Genomic DNA, 22,525 nt, shown 5'->3' with positions numbered 1-22,525 from the left:
TCCGCGTATCAAAATGAATCGCTGACTCGCGCATTGGCGCTGTTCTTGCGGATGGTCGCCAAGGCTCCGGCCAGACCGAGGTAGCCCTCGAGCGCCGCAGGGCGGTTGGCCATCAGACCAAACAGATTCGGCGTGACACCCAGTTTCTTGTTGATGGCTTCTAGGAAGGGCTGGGAAGCAGCGAGTGCATCTGCGATCGTGGCGGGTATCTGAAGACGGGACATATCGGTTCTGCCTTTGGAAACAAGAGAAACTGTCGTAAACAACCGATGCGTATGCTTCTTTCTGAAAGAGCATGCCGGTGCAGACCATCGAAGAGCGGTCCGCAGGACGGTACGCGGAAGCCCGGATATAGCGAGCCCCCCGCCCGGAGCAATACACTTGAAGGCAAAGCGCGGGACGACGAAGCCGCAGCGCCTTCGTTTCCTGGACCAACCGCGAACCGGCTATTTCGCAGCAGCCTCGATCGCCTTTGCCAGGCCGTCGGGATCGGTGAGGAACGGCGTATGACCGGTCTGCAGGGTGTACTCTGCTCTCACGGGGGTTGCCGCAACCATCTTCGCCTGGAACGACGGGCTGATGACCTGGTCCATGGCTGTGTGGATATAGACCTTGTCGATCTGACCAAAGTTGGTGGAAGTCACGTGCACGGGCGTAGCTAGCGGGCTCACGGGTTCATCCAGAATCAGATTCGGGATTGCCTTGCGCAGTTCGTCAGGACCTCCATTGGCAAACAGATCGGCGCGTGCCGAATATTCGATGGAGGCAATGCCCTTTTCCTTGTCGATCTGCAGGTGCGGGCCGATCCTGGCGTCGGCATCCTTGTTGGCCATCGACACGAGCGAATCGCCGTCTTGCGGCAGGTAGGCCGCAACGAAGATCAAGGTTTTGATCTTCTTCGGTGCCGTTTCCGCGGCGTCGGCGATGACGATGCCGCCGAAGCTGTGACCGACCACGACTGCTGGGCGATGGAATTCGTTCAGCGCTGCGACCACGGTGTCGCGATAGAGGTCGAGGCTCACCTTGTCCGGCGTGGCGGGCGCGCCCGGACGACCTGGCAGTTCAACCGCCACAACCTTATAGCCATCGGTTTGAAGCCTGGATGTGACATGCCCCCAGACCTGGGCGTCTTCGAAAGCGCCGTGGACCAGAACGATCGGGGGCTTTTGCGCAGCCATCGCACTGGTATCGAACGCGAATGCTGAAATGGCAAGAGCAGCGAGCAGGAGTTTCATCTATATTGCTTCCTTGACGAGACATCGGTGCCGATGTCGTGAATTGGAACCTGGCTTTGAAAAGATCCGTGCTATACGACGGTGACGCTGGCGACCGCACTCGCGCTTCCGATCCAGACACATGACGCAAGCGTGGGTGTTGCAACGAGAAGTGTTATCGCAAACTGTCTGATCTGCTTGAGCATGAGAGATCCGAACCATAGTGCGTGAGAGCCTTCCTCCGTTCCGGATACGGGAGGACCTTGGCTATCCACTCTAAAGAACGTGTCCAGGACTGACCATATCCCGGCGTCTGATTTGCATGATCTATCGTCCGATCAACGCACCCGGGCAAGCTGAGCAGATCGAGTCGCTTGGGGATCGACGCGATGCCATGCCATTGAAACGAAACTACCGCACTGACAGCTTCAACTGACGAAGCGAGCCAACGGCGTGACAAGGGCTGTCAAAGGAGTTCCGAACTTCGTGCGACAAAGGCGCCTGTCTGTTCGATTCGATGTGCGTCGCGCGGTGGATAGCCGAACTCCTCCTTGAAGGCGCGACTGAAGGCAGCCTCCGAACCATAGCCGGCAACGTGGGCCACTTCGGTCACCTTCAAGGTTCCTCCGCGTAGCAAGTCTGCCGCGATCGTCAATCTCCACCGTGTCAGATAACGCAACGGTGGAAGCCCCACCACCGCCGTAAAACGATCCGAAAACATCGATCGCGACATCATCGCCGTCTCGGCGAGCGCCGACACCGTCCATGCACGGTTAGGTTCCAGATGCATTGCGTTCAACGCACGACCGACGCGTTCGTCGCTCAGTCCGGACAGCCAGCCGACCCGATCGCCTTGCCGGCTGACCCACATCCGCAAGGTGCGGATAACTAGCAAATCAATAAGCCGCGAGATCATCAGCGACGACCCTGGGCCCGCGCTACCCGATTCCACGTCGAGAAAATGCGAGATGGAGGCAAGCCAAGGGGGTTCGCTGACTTTGTCGCATGTCAGATGAATCAGCCCGGGAAGCCCGGTGAGCAAAGAGCGCAACGGCGCCCCGTCGAAATAGAATGATCCCGCAAGAAAGGATCCTGCCATTCGATCATCAGCCGCCCATTTGAACGTCTGAACATCTCTGCTGGGGGTAAAGTCCACCGCCGCCTCGAAGCGTTGATGTGCTTTTCCGCCCGGCTCGCTTCGAATCGCGTGTCCATCCGCATGCGGCAAAAGAACGAAGTCGCCTGACCGCAGCGTCACGGAGGGTCCATTGCATTGAGACACAGACAGTTCGCCGGTACGCAGATGCAAAAAAGCCGCCGGTCCGGGCGGAAAAATCACTTCGGTGGAACTGCCCAGTTCGCCGTGGAAAACGTGATCCCCGCGAAGGCGAATCAGCTTGAGTACCTGGGACAGGACATCGGCGTGCTCGGACGGCATGAGTTACTCCTTTAGGGCATATTCACAAGACCGCGCCCATCAACGATGTGTGCAAGGTCAAGAGACTATCTGCTACTTTAGGGCCAGCGGCGCACCGGACACGCCCCTTTCGCTATGCGAACATATCTTCGGCGGAACGACCGCCACGCCGGGCGGGTTGTCCGATCCTGCCTTGGAAGCAGTCGTTCAGGTCTCGAGCGGCGAAGCACTGCAACGGATCGACACGAGCCGATTGCAAAAGGCCGCGCTCGGGCAGAGACGACCGGTCACCGACGCTCGTACGGGCAGCGCAATGGCCGGATACTGGCGGAAGATTCGGGGGTTTTGGGGGGATGTCTGTGTCGCCCGTGCGTGTCACTGTGCTGACGCTGCTTGCAATGGTCGCGTTTGCAGCGAACTCGTTGCTATGCCGGCTGGCCCTTAAGGGCACGGGCATCGATGCAGCGAGTTTTACGTCGATCCGTATCGCGTCGGGCGCCCTCGTGCTCTCGATGATAGTGCGGCTCCGGGGCGGCAGGCTGGGCGGCGCCGGAAACTGGCTGTCGGCGCTGGCGCTGTTCGCCTATGCGGCCGCATTCTCGTTTGCATACCTGAGCCTGCCGGCGTCCACTGGGGCCCTGCTTCTGTTCGGCGCCGTGCAGACGACAATGATCGGCTACGGCATCCGAAAGGGCGAACGCTTCCATTGGCGGCAATGGATCGGATTGACATGCGCGTTGGCAGGCCTTGCCGGGCTGCTGCTTCCCGGTCTCTCCGCGCCACCTCCCGGAGGCGCTGTCCTTATGCTCGGCGCCGGCGTCGCTTGGGGCATCTATTCGTTGCGCGGCAAGGGCGCGGGAAATCCCACCGCGGTGACGGCCGGTAACTTCCTGCGCGCAGTCCCACTTGCCGCGGCGCTCAGCGCCGCCATGTCCGCCCACGCTTCGATTGACTGCGCCGGTTTCTGGTACGCAACGGGTTCCGGCGCAGCGGCCTCCGGCATTGGCTACGCCATCTGGTACGCGGCGTTGCCCGGTCTGAAAGCGGGCAACGCGGCCACGGTGCAGTTGAGCGTGCCGGTCATCGCGACGCTTGGCGCAGCCGCATTTCTTGGAGAAAGCGTGACCATCCGAATCGTGTTGGCCTCGGCGGCGATTCTCGGAGGTATTGCCCTGGTTGTGGTGCGTCGGGGAACCCGGCACGACAGGCGGCCGTAAGAGGGCGGTGGGCGATGCGGATTTATCGGGACTGACGATCGCGCTTGCCTCTTTCCACGCTCTCCCGCGCGGACTTTGATGTTTCTCCATACGTAGTATGGGCAGACAACAAAGTCGCGCTCGCTGTGGCATCGAAGAATGCGTATTGTTCGGCCTTAAGGCCTCTTCGACTCGATGCGAGCGCTACAGCAGCTTCCAGACTGGAACTACCAGTAGTTACCTCAGGCAATGACCTTCTGCTCTCCGGCAGCCTGCTCGCGCATGCGACGGGCTTCGTCGCGCAGGAACTCCTGGTAATCGTCCAGATCGCCGTCGAATGGCTCGACGCCACCCTTGGTGACGAGCCAGAACTCGTCACATACCGCGCGCAGCAGGGACCGGTCGTGACTGACCAGCATCACTGTGCCTTCGAATTCGTTGAGTGCCATGCCTAGCGCTTCGCGTGTGGCCAGGTCGAGGTGGTTGGTCGGCTCGTCGAGCAGCAGCAGGTTGGGGCGCTGCCACACGATCATGCACAACACGAGCCGCGCCTTTTCGCCGCCGCTCATCGTGCCGACCGCCTGATGGACCATGTCGCCACTGAAACTGAAGGTGCCGAGGAAGGTGCGAAGCGATTGTTCGGTGCCGCTCTGGCCGGGGGCGCGCATGTGCGCCGGCGTGTCCTTGGCAAGACGGATCATGTGTTCCAGCGGCGTGTCGAGAGGACGCAGCACGTCGAGTTCCTGCTGTGCGAAGTAGCCGATGTTCAGGCCTTTGCCTTCGCTGATTTCGCCGGTAATCGGCGCCAGCTCGTGCGCTACTGTCTTCACCAGCGTGGACTTGCCTTGGCCGTTGGCACCGAGAATGCCGATGCGCTGCCCGGCCAGCACGGACCGGTTGATGCCCCGCACGATGACCGTCGGCGGCGTGCCCGGGGGCGCTTCGGTCGGCGCCGGGTAGCCGAAGCTCGCGTCCAGCATCGACAACAGCGGGTTCGGGACGTTGAGCGGCTCCTTGAACTCGAAGGTGAACTCGGCGTCGGCAAGCACAGGTGCGATCTTTTCCATGCGTTCGAGCGCCTTGACCCGGCTCTGCGCCTGCTTCGCCTTCGAGGCCTTGGCCTTGAAGCGGTCGATGAATTTTTGCAGGTGAGCGATCTTGTCCGCCTGCCGGGCCATCGCGGCCTGCTGCAACAGCAGTTGCTCAGCGCGCATCTCTTCGAACTTGCTGTAGTTGCCGCCATAGCGAACGAGCTTGGCGTTGTCGACGTGCACCGTCACCTGCGTCACCGCGTCGAGGAATTCGCGGTCGTGGCTGATCACGACCAAAGTTCCTGGATAGCGCTTGAGCCACGCTTCCAGCCAGACCAGCGCGTCGAGGTCGAGGTGATTGGTCGGCTCGTCGAGCAACAGCAAGTCGGACGGGCACATGAGCGCGCGCGCCAGTTGCAGTCGCATGCGCCAGCCGCCGGAGAAACTGTTGACCGGCTGGCTAAGCTGCGCGGCACTGAAGCCGAGGCCCAGGATCAGCGCCTGGGCACGCGCGGGAGCATCATGTGCGCCGGCGTCGTGCAGGGCCATGTAGGCGTGCGCCATGCGCATGCCGTCGTCGCTGGCCTCGGCGGCGGCGACTTCGGCCTGCGCGGCCAGCAGTAAGGTGTCACCCTCGATCACGAAGTCGGTCGCACTTTGCTCGGTCTCCGGCATCTCCTGCGCGACCTGGCCCATCTTCCATGCAGCGGGAATCGAGAATTCGCCGCCGTCTTCGTGCAGCGTGCCGTTGAGAAGGCCGAAGAAGGATGACTTGCCGGCGCCATTGCGGCCGACAAGGCCAATCTTTTCGCCGGGGGTGAAGGTGACGGACGCGCGGTCGAGTACGACATTGACGCCGCGGCGCAGGGTGACATTACGGACGGAAATCATAAGGAGCTACTTCGAAGAGGATAGGCATGATAGCCCACCGGACGGACAGGGCTGTTTCTTTTCTGGCCGCGCGGGTGGAGAGCGGCCTTCGCTTTGCGGCGCCGAGGCCACAAAGCGCGGCGGGCACTGGCGCGGCGGGCGGCGCCTGCTCGTCCCTTTGCAGTCATTGGCGCCCCGGTGGTGGTGAACCTCGGCGTCCGACAAGCGTGAATGAGTCTTCGCGACCCGGTGCAGCCGTTGAAGATTTCAGAACGCGCGAGCCGTTTATTTACCTTGCGGGCATCCGTCGTGGAGCAGCAGGCCTTGCTGGCGGTTGCTCAGGCGTAGCGGCCCTTCACGCTTTTTTTCCCGCGCGTGAGACGGAGCGCTTGCTGGCATCCTTTGAAACGCGATGACGATTGCCCAGGAGCGCAACCAGCCGCGTCTCGCAGTCGGAAAACGAGTATCCGCGCCGCTGCGAGATCATGAACGTGAGGGCGCGCATGTGCCATGCGCGCCGTTGGAGTTCGACAAGTGTTCCGTTCACGAGGTCTTCTGCGACCAGATGATGCGGCATGTGCCCCCAGCATAAGCTGCCCCTGAGCAGATCGTGCTTCGCACCGAGGTCATTCACCAGCCACTGGCGTTCACCGGCGACCCCCTGTTGTGTCTTTTCCGCATCGGGCTGATTGTCGGTTACGACGAGCTGGATGTGCCGGCCAAATTCCTCCCGCGGGATCGGCCCCGCGATTGCGGCCAGCGGATGCGATGGCGCACAGACGGTCACCATTTGCGCTTCACATAGATGCTGCCTTTCTATGGTACCCGGGCTCAGTTCCGGCACGTCGGTGATCGTCACCGCCAATGCGCACGTTCCTTCGAGAACCAGGCGCTCGCCGCCTTGCATGGTCGTCATGCGCAGATTGATTGCGACGGTTGGAAAGTCCGACTGCAGCCTGCGCAGGCATTCAATCAGGTGCGCGCGCGGAAAATAGGTGTCCACTGCAATAGATACCTGTGGCACCCCGGCTTCAGCAATGGCAACCGCGCGCATCTTCATTTCCTCGGTGCGTGCAATCACCCCACGAGCATCAGGTAGAAGGCTACGGCCCGCTGCCGTGAGCGTCGCTTTGCGCGCGTTGCGTTCGAACAGCAACACATCGAAGGCACTCTCGAGCGCGTTGATCGCGTGACTGATCGCTGACTGTGCACGCCTTAGCTCCCGTGCAGCCCCGGAAAAGCTTCCGTGGTCACACACGGCAACGAAGGCCCGAAGTTGATTGATCGTGACGTTGTCGAGCATAGGTATCCAAAGAGTAGATGGCAATTATAGATATTTAGTCAATTGGCTTCATGCATCAAGACCTCCAGAATCGAGCTTGTCGCTTTTGTTTCGGCGCTCCAGAACAACTTCACCGAAGGATGCATGACATGAACAGACTGAATGGAAAGACCGCCGTGATCACCGGTGGCGCTACCGGCATCGGCCGCGCCGCAGCAAAGCGCTTCATCGAAGAAGGCGCCTTCGTCTTCATCTTCGGCCGGCGGCAGGAAGCCCTCGACGCCGCTGTTGCCGACCTCGGGCCCAATGCCCGCGCGGTGAAGGGCTCGGTCTCCGATCTGGCCGACCTCGACCGACTTTACGCGGCGGTAAAGGCCGAGCGCGGAATCCTCGACATCGTTTTCGCCAATGCCGGGGCGGGAGGCCAGCTTGCGCTAGGCAAGATCACCGCCGAGCACATCGACGAAACTTTCGACACCAACGTAAAAGGTACGATCTTTACGGTACAGAAGGCGCTGCCGCTGATGGGCAAGGGCGGTTCGATAATCCTGACCGGATCGAGCGCCGGTACCACGGGCGCCCCGGCAATGAGCGCCTACAGCGCAAGTAAGGCGGCAGTCCGCAACCTCGCACGGAGCTGGGCGGAGGACCTGAAGGGCACCGGCATCCGGGTCAACGTGCTGTCACCCGGGGCGACGGCGACCGAACTCGCGAAGGAAGCGCTAGGCGAGGAAGGCCAGAAGGTCTTCGCCTCGATGACTCCGCTCCAGCGCATGGCCGATCCTGCCGAGATCGCAGCGGCGGCCGCCTTTCTCGCGTCGCCGGACAGCAGCTTTATGACCGCCAGCGAGGTTGCCGTCGACGGCGGCCTTGCCCAACTCTGACACACTACGCCCGCCGGTCACTCCATTCGATATTCGGAGCCCGTAGGGTGTCGCACACCAAAGGAAAACCTATGACCTACGCAATTATTGGCTTCGGCAAGATCGGCCAGGCGCTTGCCAGGGCGTTTGCCCGACGCGGCATCGAAGTATCCGTTGCAACCACTCGCGACCCGGAAAGCTATGCATCCGCTGCGGCCGCGATCGGATCCACGATCATTCCCAAAAAACTGGCGGAAGCGGTCAAGGCGGACATCGTTTTTCTGGCTGTCCGTTTCGAGTCGTACCGGGATGTCGCGAAGGCGCTGCCTACCTGGAAGGACAAGATCATCGTCGATGTCACCAATGCCTACGGCGTGCCCCCTGAGGAACTGGGTGGACAACCTTCTTCCAGGGCCGTCGGGCAGGCCTTCACTGGTGGAAGACTGGTTAAGGGATTCAATCATTTGGGCGCTGCCGTCCTGGAACAGGATCCGGCAGTACATGGTGGCAAGAGAGTCGTGTTCCTGGCGAGCGACGATGACGGCGCCGCAACGGAGATTGGTGCGCTTGCGGAAAATCTCGGTTTCTCGCCGATCAAACTGGGTGCGCTTTCGGAAGGAGGACTGCTTGTGCAGGCGCGTGGAAATAGCTGGGGGCAACTGATCTTTAAGGACCTGATCAAATTCGACTGATGAGCCGTGGTCGCAATTTTTCGATGCGATCCTGCCTCGTAGGCAAAGGGCTAAGGGTCAAGCCTGCCGGGGCAGATGTCCAGTTACCCAACTGCCCATAACCAAGGTCAACGGCCGCGGTAGAAAATTGCTAGCCGGAAGCGCAGGGGCCTCTACTTTTTACGGTCTTTGCCGTAAACCCGGTCATCGGCTAGCCAAGACACTCGGGCATTCCTTTGCCGCAGGACCCGCTAAACCGAATCGATAATCTCGCCACGACCGCGCGACGACGACGTTTGCACCGAGTGTACTCAACACAACATTAAAAGTGTCTGTTTCTATTACCACCGGAAAACTGGCCGTTCTCGCAGGCCGACATCCCTTGATTGTCGGCGTGCTAGGTAGCCTGATGGCAATAGTCGTGATGGCAATCAGCCTGATCACGCTTCTCGCCTCGCGTGACGCAACGGTCGACCATGCTCATGAAACGTCGCGAAACGTCACCGCAGTCCTGGTCAGCAACATCGCCCGGACTATTGAAACGTCAGACAATTCCCTTCGCGCTCTGGTCGCGTCGCAGAACAAGCCTGCCATCCAAACTATGGATCCAGGCCTGCGTCACGAATTGCTCTTTGATCGGACTGCTGCCGAGTACGTCACCGGCATGGGGGTCACAGATGATCGGGGGCGTCTGATCGACGGCTGCTGCTCGAGCGCCCATACCTGGGATTTCAGCGATCGTGACTATTTCATTACACATCGCCAGTCGGCGAAGGTCGGGCTATATGTGTCATCGGTCTACCGGGCACGGTCACGGCCTGGCGCGCAGTCGATTGCGATGACGAGAAGGATAAGCCGGCCCGACGGGTCATTCGGCGGCGTAGCGATTGTTGCCATTGACGTCGAATACTTCAAGCAACTGCTTGCAAAGCTCGACGTGGGGCCAAACGGTGTCACTGCGATCGTTCGCACGGACGGCACGCTGGTGGCCAGAAATCCCCCAATCAGTCATGACAGACTGGTCAATCTGGGTAATTCACCGACATTTCCGCGTATGGTGAACCATGATTCCGGGTTCTATGCGGCTCCCTCGATCTCGGACGGGGTCATGCGCCTCTATACATTTCAGCGTGTTCCCGGGACGCCGCTCATCGCCGTTATCGCGCCTGCGGAGAACGACGTACTGGCTTCCTGGAAACGACTGTCATGGATAGTCGGCATCTCAGCGTCGTCCGTTAGCCTTGCGTTCTGCACGGTGGTCTGGCTCCTTGCCTTTGCATTGCGAGACCACGCAAAGGCTCAGGAACTGCTTAGAGAACTAACGCAAACCGACCCGCTGACAGGGCTCAAGAACCGCCGTGCTCTCGACCATGTCCTCGAAAACGAGTGGGGAAGACTGCAGCGCAGCGATGGTTCCTTGTCGCTGCTGTTCGTCGATGCGGATAACTTCAAACAATACAATGACACGCACGGTCACGCTCAAGGTGATATTGCACTGAAACATCTCGCGGAATGTATCAATCGACACGTGCGTCGTCGTGGCGATCTCGCCGCGCGATATGGCGGCGAAGAGTTTGTGGTCGTGCTGCCCAATACGGACAAAACGGGAGCGGCTCAGATCGCTGAAGCTATACGTCAGGAAGTTGAGCGTGCTCGGCCGACGGTATCATCCGGGGCACTTCCACATTTCACGGTGAGCATTGGGTGCGCGACCGGTCGACGCTCATGTCCATCGTCACTAGATGAATTGACGAATTCAGCTGATCTGGCTCTGTACGCGGCCAAAAAGAGTGGAAGGAACGCCGTCGTCTCTGCAGGCGATATTATTGCGCCGGCTCAGCCGCAGGGCTGATGACACTTCTTGATGGTGGCTGTCTCATGCTGACGTCGCAGCGGCCGGTCGTGGAAGAATGCGACCGGCCGTTTAAGGGTTGTTCTCAACCACCACGGAACTGCGCGTCGATGCTTTCTCCAGCAGGGCCGTGATTAACCGGCGGCTGCGCCGGCTTCGGCTCGCCTCCTTGCATAGGATCGTCCACTCTCACAATCCCTCGTTCATGCGGAGAGGGCGATTTGCTGACGACGGGCTTCGCCAATGCACCCTTGGTGTGGTGGCAGTACGGTGCAGCTTTCTTGCAGGTGGCTGCCTCGCCAGACGAAACCCATATAGCTGCGCCAGCGACCAGCAGGCCGACAGCGGTATTCCTTGCGCTCATGACGAACTCCACGTTTCCGATGCATTGACGGCGTACGTCGGAGCTTTTCGTGGTGTTTGTCCGGCGTGCGTCGATGACGTGCCAATATCAGCAAGACGGCGCAGTTCGCCTTTTTCTGAACTCGGTCCCCGAGTTCGATAGTCATGCGCCACGTTTGCAACGGTGCATCTCCTCCAGATTTCGGCCACGAAAGGAAACGCGAATTCACTGTGAGCGGTGCACGGAAAAACCGGTGATAGGGATCGTCCTTATTACGAACATCGATTGTCTGCATGAGGATGGCAAATCGATTGCTCCGTTGCCGTCCTGTAGTCTTTGGTTCTGCTTGCATGCCTTGCAGACGCTTCCGTACAGGCGCGCATGCGGATGCTCAATCCGGCATCACATGTTCGGCACGTCCGGAATGCGTAACCCGTTGTCAGACGCTTCGGACAGCATACGACTGCATCTCATGAGGTAACCGTCATGGACCGTTCTGAATTCCTGCAGGCTTCGCGACAACTAGCAGCGGCGGCGCAAATTCTGGCCACAACCGGTCCGCAGGACCGGCGGGCAGATGCACTCCGAATGCTCGAACTCTTTCGCCGCAGCGATGAGACTGGCACCTCTTCGGATGTGGTTGCGACATCTAACGACGAGCTGTTTGCAAGCACCGGCGCCGCCGCCCTAACCATGGCGGGGCGCAATGAATTTGCCGCGTCGCACGCTCTTCTTGAACAGGCCAGGTCACTTTTGACCGGCGCATGAAATCAGCCGCGGGCAACGATCCCGTTCGCGCACGGCAATCGATTGCCCTGAACCGGCAGGGTGTAAAGCGCGGAATCTTGCGGCGGAAATCGTTTTCGTCATATCGTCCTCAAACGGGTCGATCAGGCGGCCCGGTGCACGGGGATTCGAAAAATGAAAGACGAAAGATTGCTGGAAATGCGCGTCTTCAAAGCGGTCGTCGAAGCCGGGGGCTTCACCGCCGCGGCGAATATGCTTGGCGTGAGCCAGCCCTTTGTCAGCCAAAGCGTCACCAGTCTGGAGCGCAGGCTCGGCGTGCAACTGCTGCATCGTTCGACGCGCACGCAGCGGCTGACTCATGAGGGCGAGCGCTTTCTCTCGTCCTGCAACGACATTCTCGATAGCCTGGAGGAAGCGGAGGCGCAGGTCCGATCCAGCGAGCCGACCGGCAATCTGCGCGTCAGCGCGCCTCACGCGTTCGGCATGGATCAACTGGTCGCCGCGTTGCCCGGGTTTCTGTCGTCCTACCCGAAGCTGGGCGTGCATTTTTCCCTGTCGGATTCCAACGTCAATCTGATCGAGGACAACTTCGATGTCGCGGTTCGCATGGGCCGGCTGCAAGACTCCTCATTGCGCAGCCGGAAGCTCTGTGACCTGCAACGAATCGTCGTGGCTTCGCCGGGTTATCTCGCCGCGCACGGCACGCCCGTCACTCCGCTCGGCCTGACGAGGCACGCCTGCCTGACCTGGGAGTCACCGCGCGAGCATCTGAACCAGTGGCCGTTCATGATCAATGGCAGGCTCGAACGCGTCGCCGTGCAGGGTAGTTTCCGCAGCACCGACGGCACGACGCTGTTTCAGCTGTGCGTGGCCGGCGTGGGCATCATGCGCCTCGCGGAACACCTCGCATTGCCCGCGATCCGCCGGGGCGAACTGGTGCCGCTGCTATCGGAGTACCAGGCCAAGGATGACACCGCGATCCACGTCGTCTATCTGCCCGAGCGCCAGCTGGTGCCGCGCATCCGCGCTTTTATCGACTACTTCGTCGAAGTTTTCCGCGAGCCGCCCTGGCAGAAACCCTAGAAGCCGGGGATTTATATGGGAGCGTAATAAATCCTATTGTCTGGCGCGCCTAGATCGGCGACCGGTGTTTCCTTATCGTTAGCGACATGCAATCACTGCTGACACAGGAGACACCATGAGCACCGGCACTGGAAAAATCGATATCAGCGCGCAGCAGGCCGAACTGCGCCGCACGATTTCCCATCCTTCGAACAACTCCATCTACCGGCCGAAGCAGGCTGGATTGAAGTTTCCCGAGCTGCCCGACTTTTCGTCCTTTGCCCAGGAGCGCCAGCACCGCAAGGAACGCCTTGTCGCCGCATGCCGCGCCTTTGCGCTGCACAACCTCGACTACGGTTTCGCCGGCCACCTCACCGTGCGTGATCCCGAGTTCCCGGATCTGTACTGGACCAATCCCATGGCCGTGCATTTCTCCCAGGTGAAGCTCTCCAACCTGATTCTCGCCGACCATACCGGCAAGGTCGTGGAAGGCGAATACGCGCTCAACCGCGCCGGCTTCGTGCTGCATGCCGCGGTGCATGAAGCCAATCCCGACATTGTCGCGATGTGCCATGCGCACACGGTCTACGGCACCGCGTTCGCGGCGCTCGGACGTCCGCTGGACCCGATCACCCAGGATGCCGCGGCGTTCTATGAAGACCATGTCGTGATCAAGGACGAGGCCGGCGCGGTCGCGGTCGAGGAACAGGCCGGACTGTCGGTTGCCGACTACTTCAAGAACGTCAAGGCGGCCATTCATCAGAATCACGGCCTGCTGACGGTGAGCCGCCACAGCATCGAAGCCGCCGCGTTCTGGTTTATCGCGCTGGAGCGCTGCTGTCAGCAGCAGTTGCTGGTCGAGGCCACCGGCATCAAGCCGGTCATGGTGCCGCAGCACAGTTCGCGCTACAGCCGCGAACACGTCGGCAGCGAATACATCGGCTGGCTGCATTTCCAGCCCATTTATGAGCAGCTCGTGCAGACCAGCCCTGACATGTTCGACTGAACGGCCAGCATAGGCCGTCACATACACAACAAGCCGCGCTGGCGCGACCACGAAGCGCGCCGGCCGTGATTCAAGGAGACAACGATGTTGAAATCCGCTTACGGCGATGTCGTCACGCCAGCCAACTCCGAGGACCGGACCTATGCCAAGGTGACATGGCGGCTGGTTCCGTTCCTCTTCCTCTGCTACGTCTTCGCGTACCTGGACCGCGTCAACGTAGGCTTTGCCAAGCTGCAGATGCTGACCGACCTCAAGTTCAGCGAAACCATCTACGGCCTGGGCGCGGGAATTTTCTTTATCGGCTATTTCATTTTCGAAGTGCCGAGCAATATTGCGCTGCATCGTTTCGGCGCGCGGAAATGGATCGCCCGCATCATGCTCAGCTGGGGAGTGCTGTCCGGTGCGATGATTTTCGTGACGACGCCCACCGCCTTCTACGTGCTGCGCTTCCTGCTCGGCGTCGCTGAGGCCGGCTTCTTTCCGGGCATCATCCTTTACCTGACCTACTGGTATCCGTCCTCACGCCGCGGAAAGATCACCGCGATGTTCATGACCGGAATTCCGATCGCGGGCGTGATTGGCGGGCCGCTGTCGGGCTGGATCCTGAACAGCTTCAGCGGCGTGCACGGCATGGCGGGCTGGCGCTGGCTGTTCCTGCTCGAAGCGCTGCCTTCGATCATCGGCGGCATTGCCGTGCTGCTTTACCTCGACGACAGAATCAGCGCGGCAAAATGGCTCACCGCCGAAGAAAAGTCGCTGCTCGAGACGGGCCTCGCGAACGAGTCTGGGCACATCGAGGTGCATAGTGCGAGCGGCGCATTCACCAACAAGCGCGTGTGGGTGCTGTGCCTGTGCTACTTCGGCATCATCATGGGCCTCTACGGCATCAGTTTCTGGCTGCCCACGCTCATCAAGGCCTCGGGCGTCAGCGACGCGTTCAACGTCGGCCTGCTGACGATGATCCCTTACGGCGCCGCGGCGATCGCCATGGTGCTGCTGGGACGCAGTTCGGACCGGAGCAAGGAACGGCGCTGGCACGTGGCGCTGCCGGCCGTGATCGGCGCGATCGGCCTCGTGGCGAGCACGCTGGTGGCCCACAACGTCGCGTTGGCTGTCGGGTCGCTGACCTTTGCCACGATCGGCATTCTCGGCGCGTTGTGCCAGTTCTGGTCGATTCCGCCTGCCTTCCTGGGTGGCGTGGCAGCGGCCGCGGGCATTGCGTTGATCAATTCGGCCGGTAACCTGGCAGGCTTTGTCAGCCCCTATCTCGTCGGCTGGATCAAGGATATGACGCACAGCACCGACGTGGGCCTGTACTGCGTGGCAGCTTCGTTGCTCGTGGCGGCGGCCATTGTGCTGACAATGCCCAAAAGCGTGGTCAATCGCTAGGGAAACGGCTTCGCGGCAGCATTACCCGAGATGCCGGATGTACCGGCGGCCACCCGCTTCGTTGCAGTCGGTGGCCGCCGATTGACTATGGAAGCACCTGTTCTCGGGCGCCTGTCATTGGCACAGAACGATGAGAGCGCAAGTGCGCGGTCTGCCTCCTTAGCTCCGAATGCCAGCCTCTCGTTGAAACCTGATTCGAATGTCCACGTGAGCCGCCGCAAGCGGCACTCACGTCGCGCCGCGGCCCGGCTATGCTAATCTTGCTGCCTTTCCGGCAGTAACCGGGCAAAACGGACACCACCATGGAGATTCTTGATCCAGACGGCGTCGAGCAACCGGCGTTCGTGATCGGCGAGCACTACGAGAAACTGGACGAGCCGTTGAGCGCCTCTCGTCGCGCGCGGCTGATGCACGTGAGCGCCGGGGTGCTGATCGTGCGCACGCAGACCGAGCGCTGGGTCGTGCCGCCGGCGCACGCGGTGTGGATGCCCGCGGGCGTGCTGCACCGGCTGTCCGCAACCGGTCCCGTCCGGTTCTATTCGCTCTACGCCGGCATGGATGCCATGCCGCTCCCGCCGCAGCACGCCGTCGCCATCGTGCCCGATCAACTGGTCGCGGCTTTACTGAACGCCGCGGCTGATCTGCCGCACGACACCCCATTCGACGAACCCGCCGCGCGACTCGTGCAAGTCCTGCTGGACCGCTTGCCGGGTCTGCCCGCCGCGCCGCTTGGGCTGAACTGGCCGCGCGATCTGCGTGCCCAAAGCATCGCCGATGCGCTGAGCGCCAATCCCGCGGACCCCGCGGTCCTGGAGGAACTGGCTACGGCGGCGGGTGTGACGGCGCGCACGGCGGCGCGCCTGTTCGTCAAGGAAACGGGGCAAACCTTCGGGCAGTGGCGCCAGCAGCTACGCCTGCTGGTCGCGCTGGAGCACCTCGGCGCCGGCGCGAGTGTCACGCAGGTGGCGCTCGAGGTGGGATATAGCGACGTGTCATCCTTTATCGCGATGTTTCGGGACGCATTCGGCGACACGCCCGCACGTTATTTCCGCTGACGCAGCGCGCTTGCGAGCGCTGTCAGTGCGCGCCCGCCGCATCCGGGCCGCCGCCGCCCTTGGCCGGCCGCGTGATCCAGATCAGCGGAATGATCAGAATGAAGATGACCGCCGAGACGAAAAAGATATCGTTCAGGCCCATCATGGCCGCCTGCGTGTTCACGGTGAAATCGAACAATGCATGGGCGGATTGCGGATTCAGATGCAGCAGCGATTGGGTCGAATCGATCTGCTGATTGAACACCGGATTGTTGACGGAGGCCTGTTCCGTGAGTCGTTCGTGATGCAGCACCGTGCGGTTGTTCCACTCGTTGCCAGCGATCGAGGTGCCCACCGCGCCGCAAAACACGCGCGCGAAATTCGACAGGCCGGCCGCCGCGGGAATCTTGCTCGGCGGCTGGCCTGACAGAATGATCGAAGTCAGCGGCACGAAGAACAGCGCCATCGGAATGCCTTGCAGCAGCGTGGGTATCACCAGATGCCACGTATCGATTTCGATCACGTATTTCGAGCGCATATAAAACACGATTGCGAAGCCGATGAACGCCAGCGTGGCGATCACGCGCGCGTCCGAGCGCGGCAGGACGCGGCCCATTACCGGCGCGAGCAACACCGCGAAGACGCCGAGCGGCGCGGTCACGAGACCGGCATCGACGGAACGGTAGTTCAGGTACTCCTGCATCCATTGCGGCAGCAGCACGAGGTTGCCGAAGAATACGCCGTACGCGACCGAAATGGCAATCGTGCCGCCAAGAAAGTTGCGTTGCTGGAAGAGCCGTAAATCGACGATCGGATTTTCCTCGGTCAATTCCCACACGAGAAAGAACGCGAAGCTGATGATCGCGGTGATGCCGAGAATCACGATTAACGGCGACGAAAACCAGTCGAGGTCCTTGCCTTTGTCGAGCATGATCTGCAGCGAGGCGACCCATGTGATCAAGAGACCGAGCCCGACCACGTCGATAGGCGGCTTGCGCGTCGGCGACTCGCGGGTGCGGTAGATCATCCACGTAACGCCCGCCGCGAAAATGCCGACCGGAATGTTGATGTAGAAGATCCACGACCAGCTGTAACTGTCAGTGATCCAGCCGCCGAGCGCCGGTCCCGCAATCGGGCCGACGGTCGCGGTCATTGCCCATAAGGCGAGCGCGGTCGAGGATTTCTCCTTCGGATACGAGCCGAGCAGAATGGCTTGCGACAGCGGAATCAGCGGACCGGCCACGGCGCCCTGGAAGATCCGCGCGAGCAGCAGGATCGGCAGCGTCGGCGCGATTCCGCACAACCACGAAGCCAGTACGAACATCAGAATCGCGCCGACAAACAGCTTCACCTGGCCAATGCGTTGTGTGAGCCAGCCGGTGAGCGGAATGGACACGGCGTTGGCCGCCGCGAAAACCGTGATGACCCACGTGCCTTCGTCGACCGAAACGCCGAGGTTGCCGGAAATGGTTGGGATCGCAACGTTCGCGATCGACGTGTCGAGCACGTTCATGAACGTGGCGAGCGCGACGGCAATCGTGGCCAGCACCAGCTGGCCACCCTGCAGCGGCGGTGGAGGTGCGGGCGGCGCCGAGGCAGGCGCGGAAGTGGGCTGGCTCAAACGGTTCTCCGGATCGGTGTGCTGCGAACGTGCTGCGAGAGTGTTCTGCTTGAATGTTCTGTGTGAGTTTTCTATTGCGCGCCCGCGCAGTGCGGGCGGCCGCTGGTGCGCTGAATGCTCGCAAAAGCATACCTGTATTCACGTCGGGACGTCGTCGGCGCATGCAAGGCGGAGGGCGGAAACAAATCCGGCGGCGTATGCTCGCGGCTGAGGCGGCGTGTGAGCGCGTGGCATGTCGGCGGCGCGTTTTCGCACGTCGATAGCCGCGCCGTGCATCGCGCATGCGGAAATATCCACGACGAATCAACAGAGAAAAGGAAACGATATGACCTGGGAGCAATTCGAACACGGCTGGCGGCGAGCGCCGGTGACTGCACCTGCCAGGGGGCTGGTGGTGCTGATGCATGGCGTCGGTAGCAATGCTCGCGACCTGATGCCGCTTGCGGACATCTGGAGCGACAGCCTGCCGGACGTGGCGTTCACTTCGCTCGACGGCACGGACGCCTTCGAAGGCGGTTTCGGCGGACGTCAGTGGTTCAGCCTGCGCGACGTCAACGAGGGCAATCGCGAGGCGCGCGTCGCTGCAGCCTATCCGGCGCTGCGGCGCATGCTCGAAACCGAGCTTGCGCACTGGCAGTTACCTTTCGGACGCCTTGCACTGGTCGGTTTCTCGCAAGGGTCGATCATGGCGATGCATCACGTGGCGACGAGTGCGGAAGGCGCGGCCGGCGTGGTCGCGTACTCGGGGCGGCTCGCCTCGGTGATCGTCGCGCAGAACGGCACGCCGCTCACCCTGATCCACGGCGAAGACGACGAGGTGATTCCCGTACGGGAACTCGAATACGCTGCCGACACCTTCAACAACGCCGGCTATACGGTGGACGCCTATGCGCTGCCCGGCATTGGCCACACGATTAACGCCGACGGCGTCGCGCTCGGCCAGGAGGCGCTGGAACACGCGCTGGGCGCTTTGTCGCGCGGCTGACACGGCCCTGATTGAAAAACGGCTCTAAAGAATCCGATCTGCTTGCCGTTAATGGCTCATAAGCATGAAAATCACCCCCGCCGCGCGGACCGCGCAACGCCAGGCAGGACGTCCTCTCAACGGGACTTCCTGCGGGTGTGCCGAGCGGCTCGGGTGACCGGGGGCGCATTTTCCAGACTGCCCGGTACGGGCGGATAACGACACATCAGAGCCTTCCTATGGCCAGACCGACGCCGCATTACCCGCTTTTCGATCGCTTGTTCCGTCATTCCGTGGCGGTGGACCTCGGCACGGCCAATACCCTGATCTACACCGACGACGGCGGCATTGTGCTGAACCAGCCGTCCGTGGTGTGCTTCCAGAAAGAGGCCTCGGACCGGCCGAAACGCGTCGCGGCCGTGGGCACCCAGGCGCGCCAGCTTCTCGGCCGCGAGCCAGCCAATCTCGAAGCCGTGCGGCCGATGCGCCACGGCGTGATCGCCAACTTTTCCGCGGCCGAGCACATGATCCGGCAATTCGTCGACATGGCGCGTCCGCGGCCGCTGTTCAGCCGCCGCGCCGCGTTCACGCTGTGCGTGCCGGCGGGCGCGACCCAGGTCGAGCGTCGCGCGATCAAGGAGGCGGCCGTGGCGGCCGGCGCGTGGAAGGTGAGTCTGATCGGCGAATCGCTGGCATCGGCGGTCGGCGCCGGTCTGCCGGTGTCCGAGGCGACCGGTTCGATGGTGGTCGATATCGGCGGAGGCACGACGGAGGTCGGCGTGATCGCGCTCGGCGGCATGGCGTATAGCGGTTCGATTCGCGTGGGCGGCGACAGCTTCGACATGGCGATCGTGAGCTATGTGCGTAATCTATACGGCGTGCTGCTCGGCGAGCAGACCGCTGAACACGTCAAGAAGAACATCGGCTCGGCCGTGCGCGACGTGCCGCGTGAGCATATGAACGCGACCGGACGCAGCGTCGACGACGGTTTGCCACGCACGGTTCAACTGAGCAACCACGATATCGCCGATGCGATCGAAGGGCCGCTGCGCCAGGTCATCGGCGCGGTGAAACGCGGGCTCGAAACGGCGCCGGCGGAACTCGTGACCGACATTGCCAATAACGGCATTGTGCTGACGGGCGGCGGTGCGCTGCTCGGCAACCTGAGCCGCCGCCTGACGAGCGAGATCGGCCTCGAGGTGCGCGTCGCCGATGAACCGCTGACGTGCGCCGTGCGTGGCGCAGGCACGGCGGCCGCAGCCGGTCTGCTGGACGAACTCGCTTACGAATGATTTCCCGGGTCCCTCGCGGGATCCGTCGCGCGGCCGCTTCGGCATCGTCCCAGTCCAGCCGCTGAATCGGGCGGCCACATCGAGCGACCGGCTGTGTGACAATACGCATCGCATCCCAATTTCAGGGATGCATACGCGTTTCTTCTCCCCATTCCATTTCGAGCCGGCACAGCTTGGTCAGGCGTTGCCGCGCTGTCCGTGAACCAGCCGTGAATCAATCCGTTGCCGTTTCGTCGCCGTCGTCATCATCGCGTTTCATCGAATTGCGAAGCGGTTTGCACATGCCTTACGTGGAAGCCGGTGAGGGCGAACTGCTGCTGTTCGTGCATGGCTCGCTGTGCGACTACCGCTATTGGCAACCGCAACTCGCGGGCCTGTCGAAGCATTACCGTTGTGTCGCGGTCAGTCTCACGCACTACTGGCCGGCGGCGGATACGGAGTCCGGCTTGCCGTTCAGCTGGAGCGAGCATGCGGACGAAGTGGCTGAATTCATCGATCGACTCGGGGCGGGGCCGGCACATGTGGTGGGGCATTCTCGCGGCGGTTGCGTGGCTTTTCACTTTGCGCGGCGTCATGCCCGGCACGTGCGTACGCTGACGCTCGCCGATCCGGGCGGCCCGTTGCAGATTGCCGGCCGGCCGCCCGCGAGTCTGCCGGAGACGGCCAATACGTTGCGCGCGAAAGCGGCGCAACTGATCGAAAGCGGGGAGGTGGAGGCCGGTCTGCAACTGTTTGTCGATTCGGTCAGCCGGCCCGGCTTCTGGGCCATGAGCACACCGGGCTTTCGCAGGATGGCGACCGACAACGCGCATACGCTCGCCCGTCAGTTTCGCGATCCACTGCCTGCGTATGTTCCGGAGAACGCCGCCGAGGTGCGTTGTCCAGTTCTGCTGATCGACGGCGAAAAAAGTCCCGACATGTTCCGCCGGACCGTGGCCGCGCTGCAAATCTGGTTGCCGGATGCGCGCCGCGAAACCGTGCGCGGCGCGTCGCATGGGATGAACCTCGCGCATCCGGCGGCGTTCAATCGCTACGTCGACGAGTTCATTCGCTCCGTGAGCGTGTAACGCGGCGTACCGCGCGCATTACGGCCGCGTAAAGATCGTGCAATGACTGCACGAAGGAGGCCGACCCCGGTGTCTGGCTTTCGCGTTTGCAGCGAACTCAGCGCACCGGCACGGCACCGGCAGCGATTCAAACGCCCGATATCACGGCTTGCGATGCGCGTCTTTGTCGAGCGCACGTTCCGCCGCTTCGCCGACGAGGCCGTGGTAGTACAGATGCACGCCGATCGCGAGTGAATCGTTGCGAATTTCGTGGAAGGCTTTCCACGCTTTCACGGGGTCCTTGAACAGCAGATAGTGCGCTTCGTCCGAGATCAGATCCGCGACTTCATGCAGACCGTGACCGTGCAACACGTTCACGAGCGTATCGAGGCTGCGGTGCGTGCGCGCGTCGGTACGCGGGTAGAGCATATGCAAGACCGCTACGTCTTGCGTTTTCAGCGCCGCGGACAATGCGACGACGATATCCTGGTGGTTCAGCGCGGTGACGATGTTTTCGTCGCTGTGCACATGATCCGGAAATAGCGTTTCGAGAGATGCGTTCATCGGGTCCTTCCTGTTCTTCTGGCTGATTAAAAAGGCCCGCCATGAAACGGCGGGCCAAAGACAGCGATGTGTTCGCAGGGGAAGCAAAACACGGATTCAGTATCGCAGATGCACCCATGCCTTCGCAGTCCGGCTGCCGCAAAACATTGTTGCAGTAAGTGTTCCAGCTTTCATTTTGCTGGCAGTCCGCAAGCGGGCGCGGCGCGTCGACGCGTGCGACGTTGGTGCGCGTTTCGCGGCAAATTGCAGCGCGTTCCACGGAAAAAAGGCAACGAATGTTGCGTCGGTCGAGATGGATTGTTGCAGTCAATCGTCGCAATTCGGAGCCCTGCGGACTTTAAAATGCGTACCGGAGCCTGAGCATGCCGAGACGTTCAATGACGACCGGACATGCCGGCACGTGTGCGATGTGAAAGTAAAAGGAACATGTAGATGGACTCGAAGACACACGCAACGCTGAGCTTTTCCGACAGCGACAAGACTATTGATCTGCCGATTTATCAGGGCACGCTTGGACCGGATGTGATCGACATCCGCAAGCTGTACGGCCAGACCGGCAAGTTCACGTACGACCCGGGCTTCATGTCCACGGCGGCATGCAATTCCGCGATCACCTATATCGACGGCGATAAGGGCGAGCTGCTGTATCGCGGGTATCCGATCGACAACCTCGCGCAGAATGCCGACTTCCTCGAAACCTGCTATCTGCTGCTCAAGGGCGAACTGCCGAACGCGCAGCAGAAGGAAGTGTTCGTCAAAACGGTCACGCAGCACACCATGGTGCACGACCAGATGCACTTCTTCTTCCGTGGCTTCCGTCGCGACGCGCACCCGATGGCGATTCTGGTGGCCGCCGTCGGCGCGCTGTCGGCGTTCTATCACGACTCGCTCGACATCAATAACCCGGAGCACCGTGAAATTTCCGCGATCCGCATGATCGCGAAGCTGCCGACGCTGGTGGCCATGGCGTACAAGTACACCGTGGGCCAGCCGTTCGTTTATCCGAAGAACGATCTGTCGTACAGCGCGAATTTCATGCGCATGATGTTCGCCAATCCGGC

The 22,525-nt window shown here is 61.5% G+C and carries 21 protein-coding genes; 13 read left to right on the top strand and 8 right to left on the bottom strand.

Annotated features, from left to right (window positions below; genetic code table 11):
- Positions 1-8 precede the first annotated feature (8 nt).
- The 3 genes from P0D68_RS00105 to P0D68_RS00095 all read right to left on the bottom strand — a co-directional run bounded on the left by P0D68_RS00105 (position 9) and on the right by P0D68_RS00095 (position 2,652).
- A complete protein-coding gene (locus P0D68_RS00105; RefSeq protein WP_286162196.1) occupies positions 9-224 on the bottom strand; it encodes a hypothetical protein in 216 nt (71 codons plus the stop codon).
- Positions 225-446: 222 nt separating this feature from the next.
- The gene (locus tag P0D68_RS00100; RefSeq protein WP_408295278.1) at positions 447-1,235 is read right to left on the bottom strand and encodes an alpha/beta fold hydrolase; all 789 of its coding nucleotides are present in this window, start codon (positions 1,233-1,235) and stop codon (positions 447-449) included.
- 445 nt (positions 1,236-1,680) lie between these two features.
- Positions 1,681-2,652 (bottom strand): AraC family transcriptional regulator, encoded by a 972-nt coding sequence (locus P0D68_RS00095; RefSeq protein ID WP_408295275.1) that lies wholly within the window; start codon positions 2,650-2,652, stop codon positions 1,681-1,683.
- 332 nt (positions 2,653-2,984) lie between these two features.
- Here P0D68_RS00095 and P0D68_RS00090 point away from each other — a divergent pair, with 332 nt between their 5' ends.
- Positions 2,985-3,848, top strand: a complete 864-nt coding sequence (locus tag P0D68_RS00090) for a DMT family transporter (protein WP_408295272.1) — start codon at positions 2,985-2,987, stop codon at positions 3,846-3,848.
- Positions 3,849-4,069: 221 nt separating this feature from the next.
- On the opposite strand, the gene P0D68_RS00085 is transcribed toward P0D68_RS00090, so the two are convergent.
- Both P0D68_RS00085 and P0D68_RS00080 read right to left on the bottom strand, forming a co-directional pair.
- Complete coding sequence (locus tag P0D68_RS00085; protein ID WP_091807950.1) at positions 4,070-5,749, bottom strand: ABC-F family ATP-binding cassette domain-containing protein; 1,680 nt, start codon at positions 5,747-5,749, stop codon at positions 4,070-4,072.
- Between the two features lie 334 nt (positions 5,750-6,083).
- Entirely contained in the window at positions 6,084-7,031 is a 948-nt protein-coding gene (locus P0D68_RS00080; protein WP_408295269.1) for a LysR family transcriptional regulator, read from the bottom strand.
- Positions 7,032-7,159: 128 nt separating this feature from the next.
- On the opposite strand from P0D68_RS00080, the gene P0D68_RS00075 reads away from it, so the two are divergent.
- The 3 genes from P0D68_RS00075 (at position 7,160) to P0D68_RS00065 (ending at position 10,396) form a co-directional block, all read left to right on the top strand.
- Positions 7,160-7,894 (top strand): SDR family NAD(P)-dependent oxidoreductase, encoded by a 735-nt coding sequence (locus P0D68_RS00075; protein WP_408184075.1) that lies wholly within the window; start codon positions 7,160-7,162, stop codon positions 7,892-7,894.
- 71 nt (positions 7,895-7,965) lie between these two features.
- Positions 7,966-8,565 (top strand): NADPH-dependent F420 reductase, encoded by a 600-nt coding sequence (locus tag P0D68_RS00070; RefSeq protein ID WP_408295265.1) that lies wholly within the window; start codon positions 7,966-7,968, stop codon positions 8,563-8,565.
- 307 nt (positions 8,566-8,872) lie between these two features.
- Positions 8,873-10,396, top strand: a complete 1,524-nt coding sequence (locus P0D68_RS00065) for a sensor domain-containing diguanylate cyclase (protein WP_408295262.1) — start codon at positions 8,873-8,875, stop codon at positions 10,394-10,396.
- Between the two features lie 203 nt (positions 10,397-10,599).
- Here the strand turns inward: P0D68_RS00065 and P0D68_RS00060 are convergent, their stop codons facing one another.
- The gene (locus P0D68_RS00060) at positions 10,600-11,034 is read right to left on the bottom strand and encodes a hypothetical protein (protein WP_408467968.1); all 435 of its coding nucleotides are present in this window, start codon (positions 11,032-11,034) and stop codon (positions 10,600-10,602) included.
- Between the two features lie 191 nt (positions 11,035-11,225).
- Here P0D68_RS00060 and P0D68_RS00055 point away from each other — a divergent pair, with 191 nt between their 5' ends.
- The 5 genes from P0D68_RS00055 to P0D68_RS00035 all read left to right on the top strand — a co-directional run bounded on the left by P0D68_RS00055 (position 11,226) and on the right by P0D68_RS00035 (position 15,998).
- Complete coding sequence (locus P0D68_RS00055) at positions 11,226-11,507, top strand: hypothetical protein (protein WP_408295256.1); 282 nt, start codon at positions 11,226-11,228, stop codon at positions 11,505-11,507.
- Between the two features lie 153 nt (positions 11,508-11,660).
- The gene (locus P0D68_RS00050; RefSeq protein ID WP_408184070.1) at positions 11,661-12,569 is read left to right on the top strand and encodes a LysR family transcriptional regulator; all 909 of its coding nucleotides are present in this window, start codon (positions 11,661-11,663) and stop codon (positions 12,567-12,569) included.
- A gap of 115 nt (positions 12,570-12,684) precedes the next feature.
- Complete coding sequence (locus tag P0D68_RS00045) at positions 12,685-13,554, top strand: class II aldolase/adducin family protein (protein WP_091807961.1); 870 nt, start codon at positions 12,685-12,687, stop codon at positions 13,552-13,554.
- An 84-nt stretch (positions 13,555-13,638) separates the two neighbouring features.
- Positions 13,639-14,943: an MFS transporter gene (locus P0D68_RS00040; RefSeq protein WP_408295252.1), complete on the top strand. Its 1,305-nt coding sequence runs from the start codon at positions 13,639-13,641 to the stop codon at positions 14,941-14,943.
- Between the two features lie 302 nt (positions 14,944-15,245).
- Positions 15,246-15,998 (top strand): AraC family transcriptional regulator, encoded by a 753-nt coding sequence (locus P0D68_RS00035; protein WP_408295249.1) that lies wholly within the window; start codon positions 15,246-15,248, stop codon positions 15,996-15,998.
- Positions 15,999-16,020: 22 nt separating this feature from the next.
- On the opposite strand, the gene P0D68_RS00030 is transcribed toward P0D68_RS00035, so the two are convergent.
- Complete coding sequence (locus P0D68_RS00030) at positions 16,021-17,598, bottom strand: DHA2 family efflux MFS transporter permease subunit (RefSeq protein ID WP_408184066.1); 1,578 nt, start codon at positions 17,596-17,598, stop codon at positions 16,021-16,023.
- Between the two features lie 325 nt (positions 17,599-17,923).
- On the opposite strand from P0D68_RS00030, the gene P0D68_RS00025 reads away from it, so the two are divergent.
- The 3 genes from P0D68_RS00025 (at position 17,924) to P0D68_RS00015 (ending at position 20,921) form a co-directional block, all read left to right on the top strand.
- The gene (locus tag P0D68_RS00025) at positions 17,924-18,583 is read left to right on the top strand and encodes an alpha/beta hydrolase (RefSeq protein WP_091809247.1); all 660 of its coding nucleotides are present in this window, start codon (positions 17,924-17,926) and stop codon (positions 18,581-18,583) included.
- A gap of 218 nt (positions 18,584-18,801) precedes the next feature.
- Positions 18,802-19,854 carry a rod shape-determining protein gene (locus P0D68_RS00020; RefSeq protein WP_408295245.1) on the top strand — a complete coding sequence of 351 codons (1,053 nt, stop codon included), beginning with the start codon at positions 18,802-18,804 and terminating at the stop codon, positions 19,852-19,854.
- Positions 19,855-20,135: 281 nt separating this feature from the next.
- Positions 20,136-20,921 carry an alpha/beta fold hydrolase gene (locus P0D68_RS00015; protein ID WP_408295886.1) on the top strand — a complete coding sequence of 262 codons (786 nt, stop codon included), beginning with the start codon at positions 20,136-20,138 and terminating at the stop codon, positions 20,919-20,921.
- A 141-nt stretch (positions 20,922-21,062) separates the two neighbouring features.
- On the opposite strand, the gene P0D68_RS00010 is transcribed toward P0D68_RS00015, so the two are convergent.
- Positions 21,063-21,464 carry a hypothetical protein gene (locus tag P0D68_RS00010; RefSeq protein ID WP_408184065.1) on the bottom strand — a complete coding sequence of 134 codons (402 nt, stop codon included), beginning with the start codon at positions 21,462-21,464 and terminating at the stop codon, positions 21,063-21,065.
- A gap of 432 nt (positions 21,465-21,896) precedes the next feature.
- Here P0D68_RS00010 and P0D68_RS00005 point away from each other — a divergent pair.
- Positions 21,897-22,525: citrate/2-methylcitrate synthase (locus P0D68_RS00005; protein ID WP_408295242.1), on the top strand; the 629-nt coding region annotated here is incomplete at its 3' end.

It is taken from the genome of Paraburkholderia sp. RL17-380-BIE-A (assembly GCF_046028085.1).
GTDB lineage: Bacteria > Pseudomonadota > Gammaproteobacteria > Burkholderiales > Burkholderiaceae > Paraburkholderia.
Note: the sequence above shows the minus strand (reverse complement) of the source record. Positions and strands in the feature narration are given on the sequence as shown.

Bases quoted from the DNA above. Each gene is read 5' to 3' on its own strand.
- P0D68_RS00105 (WP_286162196.1), bottom strand. From the start codon at position 224: ATGTCCCGTCTTCAGATACCCGCCACGATCGCAGATGCACTCGCTGCT.
- P0D68_RS00100 (WP_408295278.1), bottom strand. From the start codon at position 1,235: ATGAAACTCCTGCTCGCTGCTCTTGCCATTTCAGCATTCGCGTTCGAT.
- P0D68_RS00095 (WP_408295275.1), bottom strand. From the start codon at position 2,652: ATGCCGTCCGAGCACGCCGATGTCCTGTCCCAGGTACTCAAGCTGATT.
- P0D68_RS00090 (WP_408295272.1), top strand. From the start codon at position 2,985: ATGTCTGTGTCGCCCGTGCGTGTCACTGTGCTGACGCTGCTTGCAATG.
- P0D68_RS00085 (WP_091807950.1), bottom strand. From the start codon at position 5,749: ATGATTTCCGTCCGTAATGTCACCCTGCGCCGCGGCGTCAATGTCGTA.
- P0D68_RS00080 (WP_408295269.1), bottom strand. From the start codon at position 7,031: ATGCTCGACAACGTCACGATCAATCAACTTCGGGCCTTCGTTGCCGTG.
- P0D68_RS00075 (WP_408184075.1), top strand. From the start codon at position 7,160: ATGAACAGACTGAATGGAAAGACCGCCGTGATCACCGGTGGCGCTACC.
- P0D68_RS00070 (WP_408295265.1), top strand. From the start codon at position 7,966: ATGACCTACGCAATTATTGGCTTCGGCAAGATCGGCCAGGCGCTTGCC.
- P0D68_RS00060 (WP_408467968.1), bottom strand. From the start codon at position 11,034: ATGCAGACAATCGATGTTCGTAATAAGGACGATCCCTATCACCGGTTT.
- P0D68_RS00055 (WP_408295256.1), top strand. From the start codon at position 11,226: ATGGACCGTTCTGAATTCCTGCAGGCTTCGCGACAACTAGCAGCGGCG.
- P0D68_RS00050 (WP_408184070.1), top strand. From the start codon at position 11,661: ATGAAAGACGAAAGATTGCTGGAAATGCGCGTCTTCAAAGCGGTCGTC.
- P0D68_RS00045 (WP_091807961.1), top strand. From the start codon at position 12,685: ATGAGCACCGGCACTGGAAAAATCGATATCAGCGCGCAGCAGGCCGAA.
- P0D68_RS00040 (WP_408295252.1), top strand. From the start codon at position 13,639: ATGTTGAAATCCGCTTACGGCGATGTCGTCACGCCAGCCAACTCCGAG.
- P0D68_RS00035 (WP_408295249.1), top strand. From the start codon at position 15,246: ATGGAGATTCTTGATCCAGACGGCGTCGAGCAACCGGCGTTCGTGATC.
- P0D68_RS00025 (WP_091809247.1), top strand. From the start codon at position 17,924: ATGACCTGGGAGCAATTCGAACACGGCTGGCGGCGAGCGCCGGTGACT.
- P0D68_RS00020 (WP_408295245.1), top strand. From the start codon at position 18,802: ATGGCCAGACCGACGCCGCATTACCCGCTTTTCGATCGCTTGTTCCGT.
- P0D68_RS00015 (WP_408295886.1), top strand. From the start codon at position 20,136: ATGCCTTACGTGGAAGCCGGTGAGGGCGAACTGCTGCTGTTCGTGCAT.
- P0D68_RS00010 (WP_408184065.1), bottom strand. From the start codon at position 21,464: ATGAACGCATCTCTCGAAACGCTATTTCCGGATCATGTGCACAGCGAC.